Origin of the sequence: Novosphingobium mangrovi (assembly GCF_022818885.1) — a bacterium.
Lineage (GTDB): Bacteria > Pseudomonadota > Alphaproteobacteria > Sphingomonadales > Sphingomonadaceae > Novosphingobium > Novosphingobium mangrovi.
In genome coordinates this window covers 47,236-64,296 of sequence record NZ_JALHAT010000003.1, presented here as the reverse complement: position 1 = coordinate 64,296, position 17,061 = coordinate 47,236, and the positions used below count along the sequence as shown (strand labels likewise).

At 66.1% G+C, this 17,061-nt stretch carries 16 protein-coding genes; 11 read left to right on the top strand and 5 right to left on the bottom strand.

Annotation, left to right across the window (positions count from 1 at the left end):
- Nucleotides 1-37 precede the first annotated feature (37 nt).
- The gene (locus tag MTR65_RS02470; RefSeq protein ID WP_243796773.1) at nt 38-3,142 is read right to left on the bottom strand and encodes an intermembrane phospholipid transport YdbH family protein; all 3,105 of its coding nucleotides are present in this window, start codon (nt 3,140-3,142) and stop codon (nt 38-40) included.
- A gap of 155 nt (nt 3,143-3,297) precedes the next feature.
- On the opposite strand from MTR65_RS02470, the gene radC reads away from it, so the two are divergent.
- Nucleotides 3,298-4,068 (top strand): RadC family protein, encoded by a 771-nt coding sequence (gene radC, locus MTR65_RS02465; protein WP_243796772.1) that lies wholly within the window; start codon nt 3,298-3,300, stop codon nt 4,066-4,068.
- 261 nt (nt 4,069-4,329) lie between these two features.
- Nucleotides 4,330-6,126 carry an SLC13 family permease gene (locus tag MTR65_RS02460; RefSeq protein WP_243796771.1) on the top strand — a complete coding sequence of 599 codons (1,797 nt, stop codon included), beginning with the start codon at nt 4,330-4,332 and terminating at the stop codon, nt 6,124-6,126.
- A gap of 15 nt (nt 6,127-6,141) precedes the next feature.
- Here the strand turns inward: MTR65_RS02460 and MTR65_RS02455 are convergent, their stop codons facing one another.
- Nucleotides 6,142-7,164 carry an alpha/beta fold hydrolase gene (locus MTR65_RS02455; RefSeq protein ID WP_243796770.1) on the bottom strand — a complete coding sequence of 341 codons (1,023 nt, stop codon included), beginning with the start codon at nt 7,162-7,164 and terminating at the stop codon, nt 6,142-6,144.
- 165 nt (nt 7,165-7,329) lie between these two features.
- Between MTR65_RS02455 and purB the strand changes: the two genes are divergently transcribed.
- From purB to MTR65_RS02435, 4 genes are all read left to right on the top strand, one after another.
- Nucleotides 7,330-8,643, top strand: a complete 1,314-nt coding sequence (gene purB / locus MTR65_RS02450; RefSeq protein ID WP_243796769.1) for an adenylosuccinate lyase — start codon at nt 7,330-7,332, stop codon at nt 8,641-8,643.
- A 140-nt stretch (nt 8,644-8,783) separates the two neighbouring features.
- A complete protein-coding gene (locus MTR65_RS02445) occupies nt 8,784-9,140 on the top strand; it encodes a LapA family protein (protein WP_243796768.1) in 357 nt (118 codons plus the stop codon).
- Nucleotides 9,141-9,144: 4 nt separating this feature from the next.
- Nucleotides 9,145-9,822, top strand: coding sequence for an orotidine-5'-phosphate decarboxylase (gene pyrF / locus MTR65_RS02440; protein WP_039394324.1), 678 nt, complete (start codon nt 9,145-9,147; stop codon nt 9,820-9,822).
- 241 nt (nt 9,823-10,063) lie between these two features.
- The gene (locus MTR65_RS02435; protein ID WP_243796767.1) at nt 10,064-10,816 is read left to right on the top strand and encodes an SIMPL domain-containing protein; all 753 of its coding nucleotides are present in this window, start codon (nt 10,064-10,066) and stop codon (nt 10,814-10,816) included.
- 13 nt (nt 10,817-10,829) lie between these two features.
- Here MTR65_RS02435 and MTR65_RS02430 read toward each other — a convergent pair whose 3' ends face one another.
- Nucleotides 10,830-11,252, bottom strand: a complete 423-nt coding sequence (locus MTR65_RS02430; protein ID WP_243796766.1) for a DUF4019 domain-containing protein — start codon at nt 11,250-11,252, stop codon at nt 10,830-10,832.
- 69 nt (nt 11,253-11,321) lie between these two features.
- Here MTR65_RS02430 and MTR65_RS02425 point away from each other — a divergent pair, with 69 nt between their 5' ends.
- A complete protein-coding gene (locus MTR65_RS02425) occupies nt 11,322-11,960 on the top strand; it encodes a phosphoribosylanthranilate isomerase (protein ID WP_243796765.1) in 639 nt (212 codons plus the stop codon).
- Between the two features lie 4 nt (nt 11,961-11,964).
- Here the strand turns inward: MTR65_RS02425 and MTR65_RS02420 are convergent, their stop codons facing one another.
- On the bottom strand, nt 11,965-12,432 hold the full coding sequence (locus tag MTR65_RS02420) for a porin family protein (protein ID WP_243796764.1): 468 nt from the start codon (nt 12,430-12,432) through the stop codon (nt 11,965-11,967).
- Between the two features lie 219 nt (nt 12,433-12,651).
- A complete protein-coding gene (locus tag MTR65_RS02415; RefSeq protein WP_148625673.1) occupies nt 12,652-13,119 on the bottom strand; it encodes an outer membrane protein in 468 nt (155 codons plus the stop codon).
- A gap of 267 nt (nt 13,120-13,386) precedes the next feature.
- On the opposite strand from MTR65_RS02415, the gene trpB reads away from it, so the two are divergent.
- From trpB to MTR65_RS02395, 4 genes are read left to right on the top strand one after another with little or no spacing between them, the layout of a single operon-like run.
- Entirely contained in the window at nt 13,387-14,664 is a 1,278-nt protein-coding gene (gene trpB, locus MTR65_RS02410; RefSeq protein ID WP_243796763.1) for a tryptophan synthase subunit beta, read from the top strand.
- The gene (locus tag MTR65_RS02405; RefSeq protein WP_039394344.1) at nt 14,661-14,909 is read left to right on the top strand and encodes a hypothetical protein; all 249 of its coding nucleotides are present in this window, start codon (nt 14,661-14,663) and stop codon (nt 14,907-14,909) included. Before trpB ends, MTR65_RS02405 begins: the two co-directional genes overlap by 4 nt.
- Nucleotides 14,909-15,685 (top strand): tryptophan synthase subunit alpha, encoded by a 777-nt coding sequence (trpA, locus tag MTR65_RS02400; protein ID WP_243796762.1) that lies wholly within the window; start codon nt 14,909-14,911, stop codon nt 15,683-15,685. The genes MTR65_RS02405 and trpA overlap by 1 nt, the downstream gene beginning before the upstream one ends.
- A 27-nt stretch (nt 15,686-15,712) precedes the next feature.
- Nucleotides 15,713-17,050, top strand: coding sequence for a bifunctional folylpolyglutamate synthase/dihydrofolate synthase (locus tag MTR65_RS02395; RefSeq protein WP_243796761.1), 1,338 nt, complete (start codon nt 15,713-15,715; stop codon nt 17,048-17,050).
- Nucleotides 17,051-17,061: the final 11 nt, after the last annotated feature.

The following is a 17,061-nucleotide window of genomic DNA, read 5'->3' as shown; positions in this document are numbered from 1 at the left end:
TTTGCAGCGAAGGGCGGTGTGGTCAAATTGCACGTAATCATGGAGTGTCCTCGCTGACTGGAGGCTGAATGGAGATGAACGGAGCGACAGCGCCCTCTTCGGCCTTGGATGTCCCATCCTTGGCGACAAGGCCGAGCTCGCGCGGATCGACCACGTAGTTCGAATCGTAAAGCGAGCGCATGTTGCCGAAAAGCTGGAAGAACGGTGCCTGGATATTGACGATGAAGCGTACGGGGAGCTTCGCGATCTGGCGGGTCAGGAAGTTGCGCTTGGCCCCTGTCCCCTGGCTGATCCCGGTGAAGCGCAGCTGGGTGATGATCTCACCCGAAAGCGAGCCGTTGAGCGTCACTTCCATCGTCTTGTAATCAATCGACTTGAGCGCATCGAAGGCGAAGTTGCCCATGGTCGAGAGATCCTCGTAACTGAGCGCCCCGACATAAGCGACATTGCCGCCCGGCTCGCGCGCGACGAGGCTGCCGTTCTCGATCCGCGCGCCGTTCTGGTCGTAGACGATCGGCAGCTGGCCATCGAAGACGCCGCTCGCCGAGATATTGTCGAGTTCCATGTGCCGCACGAGGCTGGCCGCGTTCAGACCCTTGACGTTCAGCGTGTAGCGCCTTGTCTCGACCGCCCCGACCGTCATCGTGGTCGGCGCAAGCGTCAGCTCTCCATCCATGAACGGCCACTTCGCTCCGTTCACGACGAGGCGATAATCGGGCTGCATCTCGAAGGAGATTGTCCCGTCCGTGACCTCGATACCCGGATTGATCGAAGCGACGTCCAGGCGCTGGTCAGGGGCCGTGACCATGCCGAGCAGGTCGGTGAAGACAACCTCGCCCGACAAACCCTCGACCGGACCAAAGGGTGCTGCAAAATCAAGGCCGTCGCTGGCAAATTGTCCGCGACTGGTGACGGCATCGCCCTTCCAGTCGATCCGCCCCGTGCCCGTCACCGTCCCCTCGACGAGCGAGACGATGCCGCGCAGGTTGGTCGAGAGCTGTTCAGGCTGAAGATTGTCGCCAAAGGTCAGCCCATCGACCGTGAGATCGGCATGCCCTCGCAAGGTGCCCAGGTCATGGACGATGTCGACACGGCCCACCGCGCGATCCGATTGCGGCTCGCGCAATCGGGCCGAGGCAGAAATCACGTTGTCGGCAAGCTCCAGCGAAGCGCCGCGCGCGACCATCGGCTCGAAACGGGCGTCCTTCTGCCTGTCGACCAGGACGAACTGCGAATCGTCGAGCCGCAGCACACCCCCGGCGTAGCTCCAATTCCCGGCGACTTCGTTCAGATCGAGCGGCACCGCCGCGAGCGCGACGTCCGCATTTTCAAACGTGCCCGCGACATCGCCCGCGAGATCGGCCGTCAGATTGGCGATGGCAAAGCGCGAGGGCGCCGCCTCGGGGCCCAACGCCACGGCGATATCGCGCGCCGCAAGCGTTCCGGGATAGGCGAGGCCAACCGGACCGGTCGCCAGCCGCACCTCGGATTCGCCAAGATGACCGGAAAGTTCGAGCGCGGGTGTACCCGCTGCGAACGCAAAGCCGCCGCTATCGTAGCGTGCCATTGCCCCACCCTTGGGTGGACACAGCGAAAGCCGGTTCGCATCGAGCGTCAGGTTCGCCATCGTGAGCGCGTCAAACGTGACGGTGGTGCACGAGGACCAGAGCGCGAGATCGCCATTGCCCTTCCAGCGGCCCGAGACCGGCACACGCAGGTTGCGGACGGACCCGCCTGGCAGCGCCCCGCCCAGCCGTACTTCGCCCGCCATCTCCAGATCGCCATTGGCGCGCTGGCGCAGGACCATCTCGGGGATCGCGACATGGTCCTCGCCCGCGCGGTAATCGGCCATCTGCACGTGGAAGGCGGTCTCGCCCGAATCGCGCGTTTCCATGCGCCCGTTGAGGCGCGGTAACCCGCGTCCCGACGTCATGAAGTTGCCCGAGACACGCGGTGTGCCATCGGCCAACAGCATCTGCATGCGCGAAAGTTCGAGCAGGCTTTCACCGCTGCGCGCCCGTACGCGGGCCTGAGGCACGACCACGCTGCGTCCACGCGCATTGCTGCGTGCGATGAGACGCGCTTCGAGCGTGCTCCCGCGCAGCTGGCGGGCAAGATTGACGCGAATCTGGTCAGCGATACCGGCCGCGAGCGAGCCTTGCGTGCTGCGCGCCAGATCCTGCAAGGCCGCCGCCAGACCGGAACCGGGCCGCAGGTTCTCGCCCGACAGGTCGGTTTCGAGCGAGAGCGTATCGAAACCCGCGCTCGCCCGGGCCGTACCGCTGAGTTCAAGCCGGGAAAGATGGAGCGGCGCACCGCCCGGATCCCTTGCGGCCAGATCGTAGCGCGCATTGAGACTGTCGCCCCGGTAGGTAACCTGCGCGGAGCCCTCGAGCGCTGCGGCGCCGGCATCGGCCAAGCGCAAGCGCTGCGCGGAGAGGTCCAGCGAGGCGCGGCCGCCGTCCAGCGTGTCATCAAGCTCAAGGTCGAGATCGAGCGCGGCCTTCGCGAGCGAGGCCCCCTGCCCTTCGCAGGCGAAATCCTCCAGCCGCAACGGCCCTTTCAGGCGCGGGCGCCCCGCCGCGACGGACAGCTTGCCGTAAAGGCTCAGCGGACCGCTGGTGCAGCCCGCATAGGCCAGCGCAGGGGCCTTTGCGGCAAGCTCTCCCTCGAAGCCACCGCGCAAGGCGCCCTCGCCTTCCAGGCTGATCCCCACCCGCCCAGCGTCGGTCACGAGCAACGCGCCGCCATCCTTCACGGCCAGATCGAGATCGGGAAGCTGCGTCGGCTCCGTGCTTTGCGGATCAGCGAAGAGGACCTTGTCGAGCGAGCCGAAGCTGACACTACCGTTCTTTACCCGGCCATAGAGACGCGGGCGCACAAGGGTGATGCGGCCAAGGCCCGGCAATCCGAAGGTGAGCCGCGTCGCCACACGCACCTCTGCGATCGTCAGGTCGGGATGCGCCGGATCGCCGATCACGACGTTGCGCACGATCTGCTCGTCAGGCCCGATCTGGACGATGTCATAGGTGGCCGGGAGCCCCAGCGCGGAAAGTTCGCTCTGGACAAGATTGTCGGCGATATCCTCGCGTGCGATCCACGCACTGCCAAGCGCCATGGCTCCGGCGACACCGAAGCCCAAAGCGATTCGCCGGCGCCGGCGTCGGCGCACAGCGACAGGCCGCGCCGCTTCCTCAGCGACGCTCTCTTCTTCGTTACTTTCCAGGGACTCGTCTTGCGCCATGCGCTCCATCACTTGCGCTGTGCGCGCCGGAAAGGCAATTGTCAGAGCCAACGATGGCAGACGATACCCCCCTCTTTCCTGAACGAACCGAAAGCCAGCCCGCGCGCGCCGAGACGAAGGCTGCGCACGACAGGACGAAAACGAAAGAGGCAGGGAGCGACACCTCGGGCCACCGCACGCGGCTACGCCAGCGCCTTCTGGGCGGCGGAGACGAGGCTCTTGCCGACCACGAAGTGATTGAATTGCTTCTGATGCAGGCGGTTCCCCGGCGCGACATGAAGCCGCTGGCCCGCAGTCTTCTGGCCCGCTTCGGCACGCTGGCAGGCGTCCTCCAGGCCGACCCACGCACGCTGGCCCTGCACCCCGGCATGGGCGAGGCGACTGCGGCAGCCCTGCGTATCGTCACCGTTGCAGCAACCCGACTCGCGCGCCAGAAAGTGCGCGAGAGCGCGGTAATCGGCTCCTGGCAGGCCCTGATCGACTACCTCACCATCGATATGGCGCACCTCACGCTGGAACGCGTGCGCGTGCTCTATCTCAACACCAAGAACATGCTCATCCTCGACGACCTGGTGGGCGAAGGCTCCATCGACGAGGCCGCGATCCACCCGCGCGAGGTCATCCGCCGCGCCCTCGACATCGGGGCCAGCGCCCTCATCCTGGTCCACAACCATCCGTCCGGCTCGCCCGAGCCCAGCCGCGCCGACATCGACATCACGACGCGCATCGCCGAGGCCGGACGCCTGCTTGGCATCACCGTCCACGACCATATCGTGATCGGCCGCGAGGGCCATGTCTCACTGCGCGCCAAGGGCCTGATCTAGAAGGAAGCTTGCGCGCACCGCTGCCGCCTGTGAGCGGGCAAGGCGAGTGGCATCCGACAGGCGGAAGGAACCGTGAAATGACTAGGGCCTCACCAAGTGTGCGGCCACCTGTGCGGTCGCGAAACGGGCTCCAACTTTTTCTAATGGCCCCGCAATTAAATCAACTTTTTTAGTAGTAAACAAAGCCTTTGCGCGCTGCACAATTGTCGCTAGACCCTTGCACGAAGCGCTGGGTTCCCAGCGTAATCGATAGGGGAATGGATGCATTTCGGTCTGGATCTGGCTTCACCGCTCGTCATGGCGCCGTTGCTTGTTCTCCTCTTCCTTGCCTTTGCCTTCGAGCTCGCCGCGCCCGAAGTCGTGGCGCTGGGCCTTGTCGCGGTGCTGCTCCTGCTGGGCATCATCGCGACCGATGACGTGCTCGAGGCGATGGGCAACCCCGCGCCGCTGACGATCGTGAGCATGTTTATCATGTCCTCGGCGCTGGTGCGAACAGGTGCGCTCGACTTCTTCTCGTCGTGCATCACGGGCCTTGGCCGCACACATCCCTTCTTGTGCATGTGCGTATTCCTCGGCCTGATCGCGACGATATCGGCGTTCACCAACAACACCCCACTGGTGATGATGATGATCCCGGTGGGCATGACGATTGCCCGCGAGCTCGACATTCCCGCCTCGCGCGTGCTCATGCCGATTTCGTTCGCGGCCGTTCTGGGCGGCACCGTCACCCTGCTCGGCACCTCGACCAACATCCTTGTCGATGGCGTCGCGCGCCGCGCCGGCATCGAGCCCTTCGGCCTCTTCGAGATTGCTCCGGTTGGCATCATCGTCGCCACCATCGGCGTCATCTGGCTCGCTGTGTCGAACAAGCTGCTTCCCGAACGCCAGACCGTGGCAAGCCTCGGCAATGGCAGCGACAACAAGCGCTTCGTCGTCTCGATCTTCATCGAGGCAGGATCGCCCTATATCGGCCAGCCGCCCAAGACCATCGACCTGCTCTCGCGCAGCGAACGCCGCCTCGTCGACGTGCTGCGCGGTGACCAGTCGCTGCGCCGCAACTTTGCCGCACACACGTTGGAGGAAGGCGACATCCTGGTCCTGCGCACATCTGCAAGCGACCTCATGTCCCTGAAGGAAGCCGGGCGCATCTCGATGACCGCGGCATCCACCACCGACCCGCACCTCGTCCAGCTCTCGACGCGCAACTCGGTCATGGCCGAGACGCTTCTGGCTCCAGGCGCCGAGATCATCGGGCATACCCTGTTCGAGCTGCGCCTGCGCCGCCGCTACGGCGTCTACCCCATCGCACTTCACCGCAAGGGCACGAACCTTGAGGACCGCTTCGAGCGCGTCCCTCTCGAAGTGGGCGACACGCTCCTGATCGAGGGCGCGCCCGAAGATCTGCGCCGCCTCGTCGAGGACCAGCAGCTCGTCAACATCGCCGAGCCGACCTCGCGCGGCTTTCGCCGCAACAAGGCCTGGATCGCGATTGCAACGATGCTGGGTGTGGTCCTCGGCGCTGCGTTCAACCTCATGCCGCTCGCGGGCCTCGCCGTCATGGGCGTCGCCGTCGTGCTTGCGGGGCGCTGCGTGGAGCCCGAGGAAGCCTTCCGCTCGGTCGACTGGCGCATCATCGCGCTGATCGTGGCCATGCTCTCGATCGGCACGGGGCTGGAACGCTCAGGACTGGTTGAAACCATCGTCGGCTGGGCCACGCCCTGGCTCGGCAGCCTGGGTCCGATTGCCGCTCTCGCCGCAATCTACTTCCTCAGCCTGTTCCTGACCGAACTTGTCACCAACAACGCGGTGGCCGTAGTCGTGACCCCCATCGGGATCACCCTGGCCCAGGCCTTGAATGTCGACCCACGCCCCTTCGTGGTCGCAGTGATGTTTGCCGCCTCGGCCAGCTTCCTCACGCCCATCGGCTACCAGACCAACACGCTTGTCTACAGCGCAGGCGGCTACAAGTTCACCGACTTCTACAAGTACGGTTTCCCGCTCACGATCCTGGTGTCGATCACGACGCTCATCGTGATCCCGATGATCTGGCCGTTCTGATCCCGAGAAACAGGATCAGGGCGCCGGGCTCTCCAGCGCCTGGATCAGGCGGGGTTCGAACTCGTCCGGCGCCTCGACCTGGGGCGAATGCCCCCGGCCCTCGAACCAGAGGATGCGCGCATCGGGCATGCGTGCCGCCGCATCCTCGACCACTTCGGGGATCGGCTTCAACCGCGCCTTCACTGCATCGGGGGCCTGCCCCTTGCCGAAAGTCGTCGTATCGAGCCGACCGATCATCAGCGTGACGGGCACCTTCAGATTGCCGAACTCGTGCGAGACCGGCTGGGTCAGGATCATCTCGGCGGTCTTGGCCTGTGCGATCTCGACCTTGTCGTCGTCCTCGGTCGCGTACTGGCCGGCGAGCATATCGACCCAGCGATCATAGTCCGCACGCCATTCGCCGTGGTAGTAGGTCCGCAGCTGATAGCCCTTGATCGAAGCGCGGTCCTTGGCGCGCTCGGCCGCGATCAGCTTGTCGAGCGGCACATAGGGCACCCCCTGCTCCATCCGGTCGACAAGGCCCAGCGGATTGATCAGCAGCAACCGCGACGTGTCGTGCGGGAACATCAGCGCATAGCGCAAGGCCAGCATCCCGCCTGTCGAATGCGCGAGCACGATCGGCTTCTCCACGCCCTGCGCTTCCAGCAGGCGGTGCGTGGCATCGGCCATCAGCGCGAGCGTGTACTGCGCGCTTACCGGTTTCGAGGACTTGCAGAAGCCAAGCTGGTCCGGGACGATCACCCGGTAGCCCGCGGCCAGGAGCGCGCGCGCCGTGCTCTCCCAGGTCGCCGCGCAGAAGTTCTTGCCGTGGAGGAGAACCACGCTCTGCCCGTTGGGCTGCTTCGGAGCGACGTCCATGAAGGTCATCTGCGCGTCCTCATCCCCCACCCGCACGGCAAAGCGCTTTTCCGGCCAGGGATAGGCGAACCGCTCCAGGTTGCTGCCCAGCGCCTCTGTGGCCTGCGCGGCGGCTCCGTTCGCGCTCAAGAAACCAAGAGCAAGGGCGGCGGTAGCGGGTACAAGGCGGCGCAGGGACACGAAATTTCTCCAACCGGGGACTGCGGGTTCCTAGACCAAGCGCACAGGCCTGCGGAAGGCTCCTGCCAAAAAAGTCACCCCGCTCATCGGGTAGCCGCGCGCCTTGCACTTGCCTTTCGCCCGAAGCGGCCCTAGCGGACGCCGCGTCAGCCAAAGGAGTCTTGCATGGTCCCCCGTTACGCCCGCCCCGCCATGACCGCGATCTGGGAGCCCGAAGCGCGCTACCGCATCTGGTTCGAGATCGAGGCGCACGCCGCCGTCAAGATGGGCGAAATGGGCACCGTCCCCGAAGCCGCCGGCAAGGCCCTGTGGGACTGGTGGGCCACCAACCCCAAGGTCGATGTCGAAGCCATCGACGCCAAGGAAGCCATCCTCAAGCACGACGTGATCGCGTTCCTCGACTGGGTCGCCGAACAGGTTGGCCCCGAAGCGCGCTTCATGCACCAGGGCATGACCAGCTCGGACGTCCTCGACACCACGCTCAACGTCCAGCTCGTGCGCGCCGCCGACATCCTGCTCGCTGACCTTGATGACCTCCTCGCCGCGATCAAGCGCCGCGCGATGGAGCACAAGTACACCCCCTCGATCGGCCGCAGCCACGGCATCCACGCCGAGCCCGTTACCTTCGGCCTCAAGCTCGCCGAAGCCTATGCCGAGTTCGCGCGCGCCAAGAAGCGCCTGATCGCGGCGCGTGAGGAAATCGCGACTTGCGCCATCTCGGGCGCCGTGGGCACCTTCGCCAACGTCGACCCGGCCGTGGAAGTCTACGTCGCCGAGCAGATGGGCCTCGAGATCGAGCCCGTCTCGACGCAGGTCATCCCGCGTGACCGCCACGCCATGTTCTTTGCAACGCTGGGCGTCATCGCCAGCTCGATCGAGCGCGTCGCCGTCGAAGTGCGCCACCTCCAGCGCACCGAAGTGCTGGAAGCCGAAGAGTACTTCTCGCCGGGCCAGAAGGGCTCGTCGGCCATGCCGCACAAGCGCAACCCCGTGCTGACCGAGAACCTCACCGGCCAGGCCCGCATCATCCGCTCCTACGCGATGCCCGCGATGGAGAACGTGGCGCTGTGGCACGAGCGCGACATCTCGCACTCCTCGGTCGAGCGCTTCATCGGTCCCGACGCCACGATCACCCTCGACTTCGCGCTCGCGCGTCTCACCGGCGTCATCGACAAGCTGCTCGTCTACCCCGAGCGCATGCAGAAGAACCTCGATCGCATGGGCGGCCTCGTCCACTCGCAGCGCGTCCTGCTCGCCCTCACCCAGGCGGGTCTCTCGCGCGACACCTCCTACCGCCTTGTCCAGCGCAACGCGATGAAGGTGTGGGAATCGGACGGCCAGCTTTCCCTGATGGAGCTGCTCAAGGCCGACGAGGAAGTGACCGCCGCGCTCACCGACGCGCAGATCGAGGAGAAGTTCAACCTCGACTACCACTTCAAGCACGTCGACACGATCTTCGAGCGCGTCTTCGCCGACTGAGACGCGAAGCACGCAGCGCCGATGCCGCAGGGCCAATGAACCGGGGCCTTCCCTTACCCCGCATTCGGCCTTAGCATCGGCGCTTCGCCGCGCCCGGGCACCCGCCCGGGTCCGGCACGGCACGAACATCGGGAGCATCCATGAAAGCCGTCCGCACCATCGCCTGGATCGTGACCACGGCCATCCTGGTCGCCTTCATCGCCATGAACTGGACCAAGGTCCCGGTGAACTTCTGGCCCTTGGACGATGGCAACTACATCCATTTCGACTGGCCGGTGGGCTTTGTTGCGCTGTTCTTCTTCCTGCTCGGCATGGTGCCGGTGTGGCTGTACTTCCGGGCCGTGCGCTGGCGCCTCAACCGCCGCATCGCCAGCCTCGAGAACGCGCTCCACGCCAGTTCGATGCCCTCGCTCGCCGAGGAACCCACGGCCAGCACCACCGCCTCCCCCCGGCCTGACACGTCACCGCAAACGACACCCCTGACCCCGGATACCTGAGCCCATGAGCAACAATCCCGTCTACCTCGCACTCGACGTCCCCCGCCTCGACGCCGCCGAAGCGCTGGCCCGCAAGGTCAAGGACCACGTCGGCGGGATCAAGCTCGGCCTCGAATTCTTCTGCGCCCACGGCCACCACGGCGTGCGCGAGATCCAGAAGGTGGGCCTGCCCATCTTCCTCGACCTCAAGCTGCACGACATCCCCAACACGGTCGCCGCGGCCATGCAGGCGATCAACACGCTGAACCCGGCCGTAGTGACGATCCACGCCGCGGGCGGACGCGCGATGATGGAAGATGCCAAGGCCGCCGCGGGTGAGAACACCAAGGTCGTCGCCGTCACCGTGCTCACCAGCCTCGACAACGATGACCTCTCGGCCATCGGCATCACGGCCGATCCGATGGAGCAGGCCCTGCGTCTGGCCGAGCTGTCGCAGGCCGCAGGGCTCGACGGCATCGTGTGCTCGGGCCACGAAGTCGGCGCGATCCACAAGCAGTGGAAGGACGGCTACTTCGTCGTTCCCGGCCTGCGCCTGCCCGACAGCAAGCTGGCGGACCAGAAGCGCATCGTCTCCCCGCGCGAGGCGCGCGACAACGGCGCGAGCCTGCTCGTCGTCGGCCGCCCGATCCGCGGCGCGGAAGATCCGCTGGCCGCCGCCAAGGCCATCGAAGAAACGCTCTGAAACCCATCCTTTCAAGGGGCCATCGCCCCTTGACCCCATAATCGGCACCCTCACCTTTCTCAGCCCGCGCAGGGCGCGCAAGGTGAGGTTGACCGTTCCGGGAGCCCGAGGGCGATGGCCCTCGGAAGCCCCTCCTTCATTTTCCAATCCAGCGCCGCGCACCTCCCATTCATCGCCACGAAACATCCCCTCGTCCAAGTCGTTGGACAAGCTCTGAGAGGATGATGGAGTGCACACGACGATGAAATCGAAGCTTCTTTGGGCCGCTGCGGCCGCGACACTGGCGACGCTTCCCGCGCTGGCGCAGGCGCAGCAGGCCGAAGCCCCCGCGATCGCGGCGAACCATACGCTACTCAGCGTAAACGCGGAAGGCTCCTCCAACCGCGAGCCCGACATGGCCAACTTTCGCGCCGGCGTCACCACGCAAGGCGCCAGCGCCAGCGCCGCCCTTGCCGAGAACTCACAGCGCATGACCGCCGTCTTTGCCGCACTCAAGCGCGCAGGGATCGCCGAGAAGGACATCCAGACCAGCAATCTGAACGTGAGCCCGGTCTATTCACAGCCCGCCCGCCGCCCAGACGGCGGCTATGACGCGAACGAGCGCACGATCACCGGCTACCAGGTCAACAACACCGTCCTGGTGCGCCAGCGCAAGCTGGACAACTACGGAGCCGTGATCGACGCACTCGTTTCCGCGGGCGCGAACGAGGTCAATGGCCCCGACTTTGGCCTGTCTTCCCCCGAGGCGGCGCAGGACGAAGCGCGTACCGCTGCGGTAAAGGCCGCGCGCGAACGCGCCGAACTCTACGCCAGCGCGGCGGGCCTGCGTGTCGTGCGAATTGTCTCGATCAGCGAGGCGGGCGGGTATGCACCCCAGATCCGGGCCAAAAGCGACATGATCCGGGTCTCCGCAGCCCCGCCGCCTGCTCCGGTCGCGGCGGGCGAACTCGACATCACCGCGCAAGTCTCGGTCCAGTTCGAACTGGCCCCGTGAGAGGCCCTGCTGCTCAGTTGAGCATCATGTCCTGCGAATCGATGGCGTAGTTCACCAGGGTAACCGCGTCCTCGTCGCCCTTGCGGTAGGTGAAGCGCTCGGTCCCGGTGCCTTTCTCGAACGTGGTCTGGTAGGTCGCGGTGAGGTAGGTGCCGGAGGTCGAGGCGTTGGTGTTCCAGCCCACCTGCTTGGTCTCCTTCACGGCCCCCAGCTTGGTGTGGACCGCGCCGAGCAGCTTCTCGAACGCGGCCTTGTCGCTGGCGCTACGCAGTTCCGGGTCGGCGCGAGTCCAGATACGGGTGTAGTTTGCCGCATCGAGATCGCCGTGGAACCGCGCGATGACCGCGTCCGCCTTCTCGAAGGACTCCTTGATCCCGCACCCGCCAAGCATTGCAGCGGCGGCAAATGGGACTAGAAGGCGCGCGATACGGTTCATTGCGAAGAGATCCTTGTTGCAACTGGCAGGGGGCAAAGAGCCGAGATCACTCTAGCCAGCGGACAGGCCATGCCAACACCGGCGATCAAGATTTGCGGTATCTCCACAGCCGACGCGCTCGACGCCGCGATCCGCGCGCAGGCCGAGTACGCCGGCTTCGTGTTTTTCGAAAAGAGCCCGCGCCATGTGACGAGCGCACAGGCCGCCGCGCTCTCGCAGCGCGCCCAGGGGCGCATCGCGCGCGTGGGGCTCTTCGTCGATGCCGACGATGCGACCATCGGCGAGGCACTGGCCGCGGCCCAACTCGACGTGCTCCAGCTTCATGGCTCCGAAACGCCCGAGCGCTGCGCGCAGCTGCGCGCGCGCCACGGCGTGGAGGTGTGGAAGGCACTGCCCGTCGCCACGGCCGAGGACGCGGCAAGGGCGCATGGCTACGCCCAGGCCATCGACCGCGTGCTGTTCGATGCCAAGACGCCCAAGGGGACGCTGCCGGGCGGCATGGGCCTGAAATTCGACTGGCGGCTGGTGGCCAACTGGAAGGGCCCTGTCGCCTGGGGACTTGCCGGAGGGCTGACCCCGGACAATGCCGCCGAGGCTCTTGCCCGCACCGGCGCCCCGCTCCTCGACACCTCCTCGGGTGTGGAGAGCGCGCCGGGCGTCAAGGATGCCAACAAGATCGCCGCCTTCTGCCGGGCCGCGCGCGCCTGAGCGCTCAGAACATGATGCCGAGCCCGGCGATGAGGATTTCCTTGTCGCCTTCATGCTCGGTTGCGAGGTGCTTGTACTCCGCCTTGAGGTAGAGCCGCTCGCCGATTTCCTGCTCCCAGCCCCCGCTGAAGCCCCAGGCCGCCTCGCAATGGGGGCAGTCCCTGGACTGATAGTTCAGGCCGACGAAGGCCTTGCCCCGCTCGGTCACCTCCAGACCGGCGCGCACGCCGATGCCCAGCGCCACGTGGCGCTCCTGGACCATCTCCTTGTCGAGGCTGGCCTCGAGCCCCACGAAGATGGTCTCGGTGAGGTCCCAGTCATAGCCCGCCGCGAGGCCAAAGATCGCCGCGTCTTCCTCGGGGCCAAAACTGATGCCGCCGATAGCTTCGGCATAGGCCTCGTCGGCCCGCGCCGGACTGGCAAGGCCCACCACTGCCAGAGCCAGAAGCCCTCCCCACGCCCTGCGCCGCATCGCCTCTTCCTTTGCCGTCAGGGCCAGGTGCAAAGGCGTGCGCCGGGCCCAAGTGAAAGGAGATGCTATCATCCTGAAGAGCGCAGGGAACTCAGGTGTTTCCCGCGCAGATCAAGGGGCAGATGCGGAAGAGTACGCACACGAAAAAGGGCGCCCCGCAGTCGTGCGAAGCGCCCCTTTCGTGCCCGGGTTGCGACCCTCAGGCTATGGGTATGGCGATCAGAACTTCACGCCAACGCCGACCAGACCCACGTCTGCGTCGGGGGTGTTGTCGCCGATCAGCATGTGCTTGTACTCGGCCTTCGCGTAGAAGTTCTTGTTGAGCGACTGCTGCACGCCGCCGCCCAGGTTGACCGAGCTGTTGCAGTAGCGGCAGGGCTTCGACTGCCATGCGGCCGAACCGTAGATCTTGGTGCCTTCGAACAACTTCACACCGGCGCGGCCACCGGCGCCCCATGCGACGCGGGTGTGGTCGGTCAGGATCTTGTCGGCCGAACCTTCGACGCCGATGAAGACGTTCTTGGTCAGGTCGTAGTCGTAACCGGCAGCAACACCGGCGATGGCTTCGTCACCGCTACCGTTCCAGATGATGCCGGTGCGGCCTTCGACGCGGATCTCGTCCGCCATGGCGGGCGTGGCGACGGCAGCAACCGCAGCAGCGGCGAGCGAAACAAGTGCAATACGCATAAAAACAGACTCCAGTTGTACCCCCGACCCTCGGCGGGGGGTGTCCCTCTTGCGGGGCAGGAGCGCCGCTGCGCCTTCCAACCTGTCGGCCAGATGAACGAAATATTCCTTTATGTCCTCTAGACGTCACAATTCTGCGGCATAGAGACACATTATTGCATTGAATGTGCTGGCAATTGCACTCCTTGCAATTGAAAACACAGCTGTCCTCCCCAGCGCGCGATCCCGCTGGACAGGCCTGCGCGGCTCTGCCAATCCGCGCTCACTATGACTGACCAAACGCCTGTGAACCGCCCCGCGAGCCCTCTGGCAGCCGACCAGGTGAACTCGTGGCGCGCCCTGCCCGATGCCTCCGGCCACTTCGGCCAGTTCGGCGGTCGCTACGTCGCCGAAACGCTCATGCCGCTCATCCTCGATCTCGAGAAGGAGTACCGCAAGGCGCAGGACGATCCCGCGTTCTGGTCGGAATTCGATTCGCTGATGAAGGACTTCGTCGGCCGTCCCAGCCCGCTCTACTACGCGCCGCGCATGACCGAGCACTGGCGCGAGAAGGCGCCCGCCGGAAAGGGCCCCAAGATCTACTTCAAGCGCGAGGAGCTGAACCACACCGGCGCGCACAAGATCAACAACTGCATCGGCCAGATCCTGCTCGCGATGCGCATGGGCAAGACCAGGATCATTGCCGAGACCGGCGCGGGCCAGCACGGCGTCGCGACCGCGACCGTGGCCGCACGTTTCGGCCTGCCCTGCACGATCTTCATGGGCGCGACCGACGTCGAACGCCAGAAGCCCAACGTGTTCCGCATGAAGCTGCTGGGCGCCGAAGTCGTCCCCGTGACGAGCGGCGCGATGACGCTCAAGGACGCGATGAACGATGCGCTGCGCCACTGGGTCGCAAACGTGCACGACACCTTCTACATCATCGGCACTGCGGCGGGCCCGCACCCCTATCCCGAGCTCGTACGCGACTTCCAGTCGATCATCGGCAAGGAAACGCGCGAACAGATGCTGGAGAAGGAAGGGCGCCTGCCCGACCGTCTCGTGGCGGCCGTGGGCGGAGGCTCGAACGCGATCGGCCTGTTCCACCCGTTCCTCGATGATCCGGACGTCAAGATGACCGGCATCGAGGCAGGTGGCCACGGCGTCGACACCGACAAGCACGCCGCTTCGCTGACGGGCGGCAAGCCCGGCATCCTGCATGGCAACAAGACCTACCTCCTCCAGGACGAGGACGGGCAGATCACCGAGGCGCACTCGATCTCGGCCGGTCTCGACTATCCCGGCCTTGGGCCCGAGCATTCCTGGCTGCACGAATCGGGCCGGGTCGACTACGTGCCGATCACCGATGGCGAGGCGCTCGAGGCCTTCCAGCTGTGCTGCGCGCTCGAGGGGATCATCCCCGCGCTCGAAAGCGCCCACGCGCTGGCTGCCCTGCCCCAGCTGACGGCCGAGATGGACGAGGACCAGCTTCTTGTCGTCAATGTCTCGGGCCGCGGCGACAAGGACATCTTCACGGTGGCCGAGGCGCTGGACGTCGAACTGTGACCAAGGGCTGGCAGCGGCCCCTGGTCGACGCCCTGATCCTGTGGATGGCGGTCTTCCCCGCCATCTTCGTCTTCGCCGAACTGGTCCAGCGCCGCTCGATCGACCTCTCGTCCTCGCGCTATTACTGGGCCTTCGCCTTCCGGGGCACCTGGCTGAACATCGGCATCAGCCTGGGCTATCTCGGCATTTTCGTATTCCTGACTGCCGGTATCCTTCGCATGACCCGAAAGAGCCTGTTTACCTGATGACCCGCTTCGAAAACGCCTTCGCCAAGGGCCCGGCCCTCGTCACCTTCATCACCGGCGGCGATGGGGACACCGCCGCCAACCTCGACGCGCTCGTTGCGGGCGGCGCCGACGTGATCGAGCTGGGCATGCCCTTCACCGATCCCATGGCCGATGGCGACGCCATCCAGCAGGCCAATATCCGCGCGCTCGGCAAGGGCACACGGACCAAGGACATCTTCGAGCTCGCCACCGGCTTTCGCCAGCGCCACCCGGACGTGCCGCTGGTGCTGATGGGCTATGCCAACCCGATGATCGCGCGTGGGGCTGACTGGTTTGCCGCCGAATGCGCCAAGGCCGGCGTCGACGGGGTGATCTGCGTCGACATTCCGCCCGAAGAGGACGCCGAGCTCGGCCCGGCGCTGCGCGCTGCGGGGATCTCGCTGATCCGCCTGGCCACCCCCACCACCGACGCTTCGCGGCTTCCCGCCGTTCTCGAAGGCTCCTCGGGCTTCCTCTACTACGTCTCGGTTGCCGGGATCACCGGCACGCAGACCGCGGCGCAGACCTCGATCGAGGACGCCGTGGCGAGGCTCAAGGCCGCCAGCGACATTCCCGTCGCGGTCGGCTTCGGCGTGCGCACGCCCGAACAGGCGAGCGCCATCGCGAAGGTCGCAGACGGTGTCGTCGTGGGCTCGGCCTTCGTCGATCTCGTCAAGGAACACGGCGACAAGGCCGCCGGACCTTTGCGCGAACTCACCTCGGCGCTGGCCGAGGCTGTCCACTCCGCGCGCTGAGCGCCTCGAAGGCACGCCCGAAGAGCCATGTCCCGCCCCAACGACTTCGCGGTCTCGGAAGCCCCGGCCGTCCAGACCCAGCTTGACCGTCTTGCCGCGCTGTCGGTCCCGCAGGGCCGCATCGGGCTCGACGTCATCAAGGACCTGTGCGCGCATCTCGGCCATCCCGAGCGCGCGCTGCCGCCGGTCTTCCATGTGGCAGGCACCAACGGCAAGGGGTCGACCTGCGCGTTCCTGCGCGCCGCGCTGGAAGCGGCGGGCAAGACCGTCCACGTCTTCACCAGTCCGCACCTGGTGCGCTTCAACGAGCGCATTCGCGTTGCGGGCACACTGATTTCGGACGAGTTGCTCGCCGAATTGCTCGCCGAAGTGTTCGACGTGGCCGAGACCCACGGCATCGGCGCCAGCTTCTTCGAGATATCGACAGCGGCCGCCTTTCTTGCGTTCTCGCGCATCCCTGCGGACGCCTGCATCTTCGAGGTGGGCCTTGGCGGGCGGCTCGATGCCACCAATGTCATTCCCGATCCCCTCGTCTGCGGCATCGCCGCGCTGGGCATCGACCATGAGCAGTTCCTGCTTTCACCGAGCGAAGGCACCCCGGACGATCCGTTCGCGCGCATTGCCTTCGAGAAGGCGGGCATCGCCAAGGCGGGCGCCGCGCTCGTCACGCTGAGCTACGGCCCGGGCATGAACGAGACCGTGGAGGCCCAGGCCGAGCGCGCCGGGACTTACATCGTGCGCGCAGGCTCGGACTGGTCGACCGCGCCTGAACCCGACGGCTTCTCCTATCAGGACCACAAGGGCCTGCTGCACCTGCCGCGCCCGCGCCTCTCCGGGCCGCACCAGACGATCAATGCAGGCCTTGCCGTTGCCATGCTGCGCCATCAGGACGCGATTGCCATCCCCGACGCCGCGCTGGCTGCCGCGATGGACTGGGCGCGTTGGCCCGCGCGCCTGCAACGGCTCGAGCCAGGCCCTCTGACTGCACTGCTCCCGGAAGGTACCCCGTGCTGGCTCGATGGCGGTCACAATCCCGATGCGGGCAACGCGCTTGCCCAGCACTTCCGCGAGCCGCGCCCGTACGTGCACCTCGTCATCGGCATGCTCGCGAACAAGGACCCGCACGCGCTCATCCGCCCGCTCGCCGCCCAGCTCGCCAGTGTGACCGTGGTTCCGGTTCCCGGCCACGAATGGCACGCAGCGGACGATTTCGACTACGCCCTCGCCCCCGAGGCAAAGAGCGCTGAAGGCGTGCGTGCGGCTCTTGAAGGGCTCGACGTGAAGGACGGCGAAGTCGTCCTTATCGGCGGCTCGCTCTACCTTGCAGGCACCGTACTGGCGGCGAACCACCAGCTTCCCGACTGAGCGGCCGGGAA

Excerpts from the sequence above, each read along its gene's own strand:
- radC (WP_243796772.1), top strand. The coding sequence starts at position 3,298 with ATGGCAGACGATACCCCCCTCTTTCCTGAACGAACCGAAAGCCAGCCC.
- MTR65_RS02460 (WP_243796771.1), top strand. The coding sequence starts at position 4,330 with ATGCATTTCGGTCTGGATCTGGCTTCACCGCTCGTCATGGCGCCGTTG.
- purB (WP_243796769.1), top strand. The coding sequence starts at position 7,330 with ATGGTCCCCCGTTACGCCCGCCCCGCCATGACCGCGATCTGGGAGCCC.
- MTR65_RS02445 (WP_243796768.1), top strand. The coding sequence starts at position 8,784 with ATGAAAGCCGTCCGCACCATCGCCTGGATCGTGACCACGGCCATCCTG.
- pyrF (WP_039394324.1), top strand. The coding sequence starts at position 9,145 with ATGAGCAACAATCCCGTCTACCTCGCACTCGACGTCCCCCGCCTCGAC.
- MTR65_RS02435 (WP_243796767.1), top strand. The coding sequence starts at position 10,064 with ATGAAATCGAAGCTTCTTTGGGCCGCTGCGGCCGCGACACTGGCGACG.
- MTR65_RS02430 (WP_243796766.1), bottom strand. The coding sequence starts at position 11,252 with ATGAACCGTATCGCGCGCCTTCTAGTCCCATTTGCCGCCGCTGCAATG.
- MTR65_RS02425 (WP_243796765.1), top strand. The coding sequence starts at position 11,322 with ATGCCAACACCGGCGATCAAGATTTGCGGTATCTCCACAGCCGACGCG.
- MTR65_RS02420 (WP_243796764.1), bottom strand. The coding sequence starts at position 12,432 with ATGCGGCGCAGGGCGTGGGGAGGGCTTCTGGCTCTGGCAGTGGTGGGC.
- MTR65_RS02415 (WP_148625673.1), bottom strand. The coding sequence starts at position 13,119 with ATGCGTATTGCACTTGTTTCGCTCGCCGCTGCTGCGGTTGCTGCCGTC.
- trpB (WP_243796763.1), top strand. The coding sequence starts at position 13,387 with ATGACTGACCAAACGCCTGTGAACCGCCCCGCGAGCCCTCTGGCAGCC.
- trpA (WP_243796762.1), top strand. The coding sequence starts at position 14,909 with ATGACCCGCTTCGAAAACGCCTTCGCCAAGGGCCCGGCCCTCGTCACC.
- MTR65_RS02395 (WP_243796761.1), top strand. The coding sequence starts at position 15,713 with ATGTCCCGCCCCAACGACTTCGCGGTCTCGGAAGCCCCGGCCGTCCAG.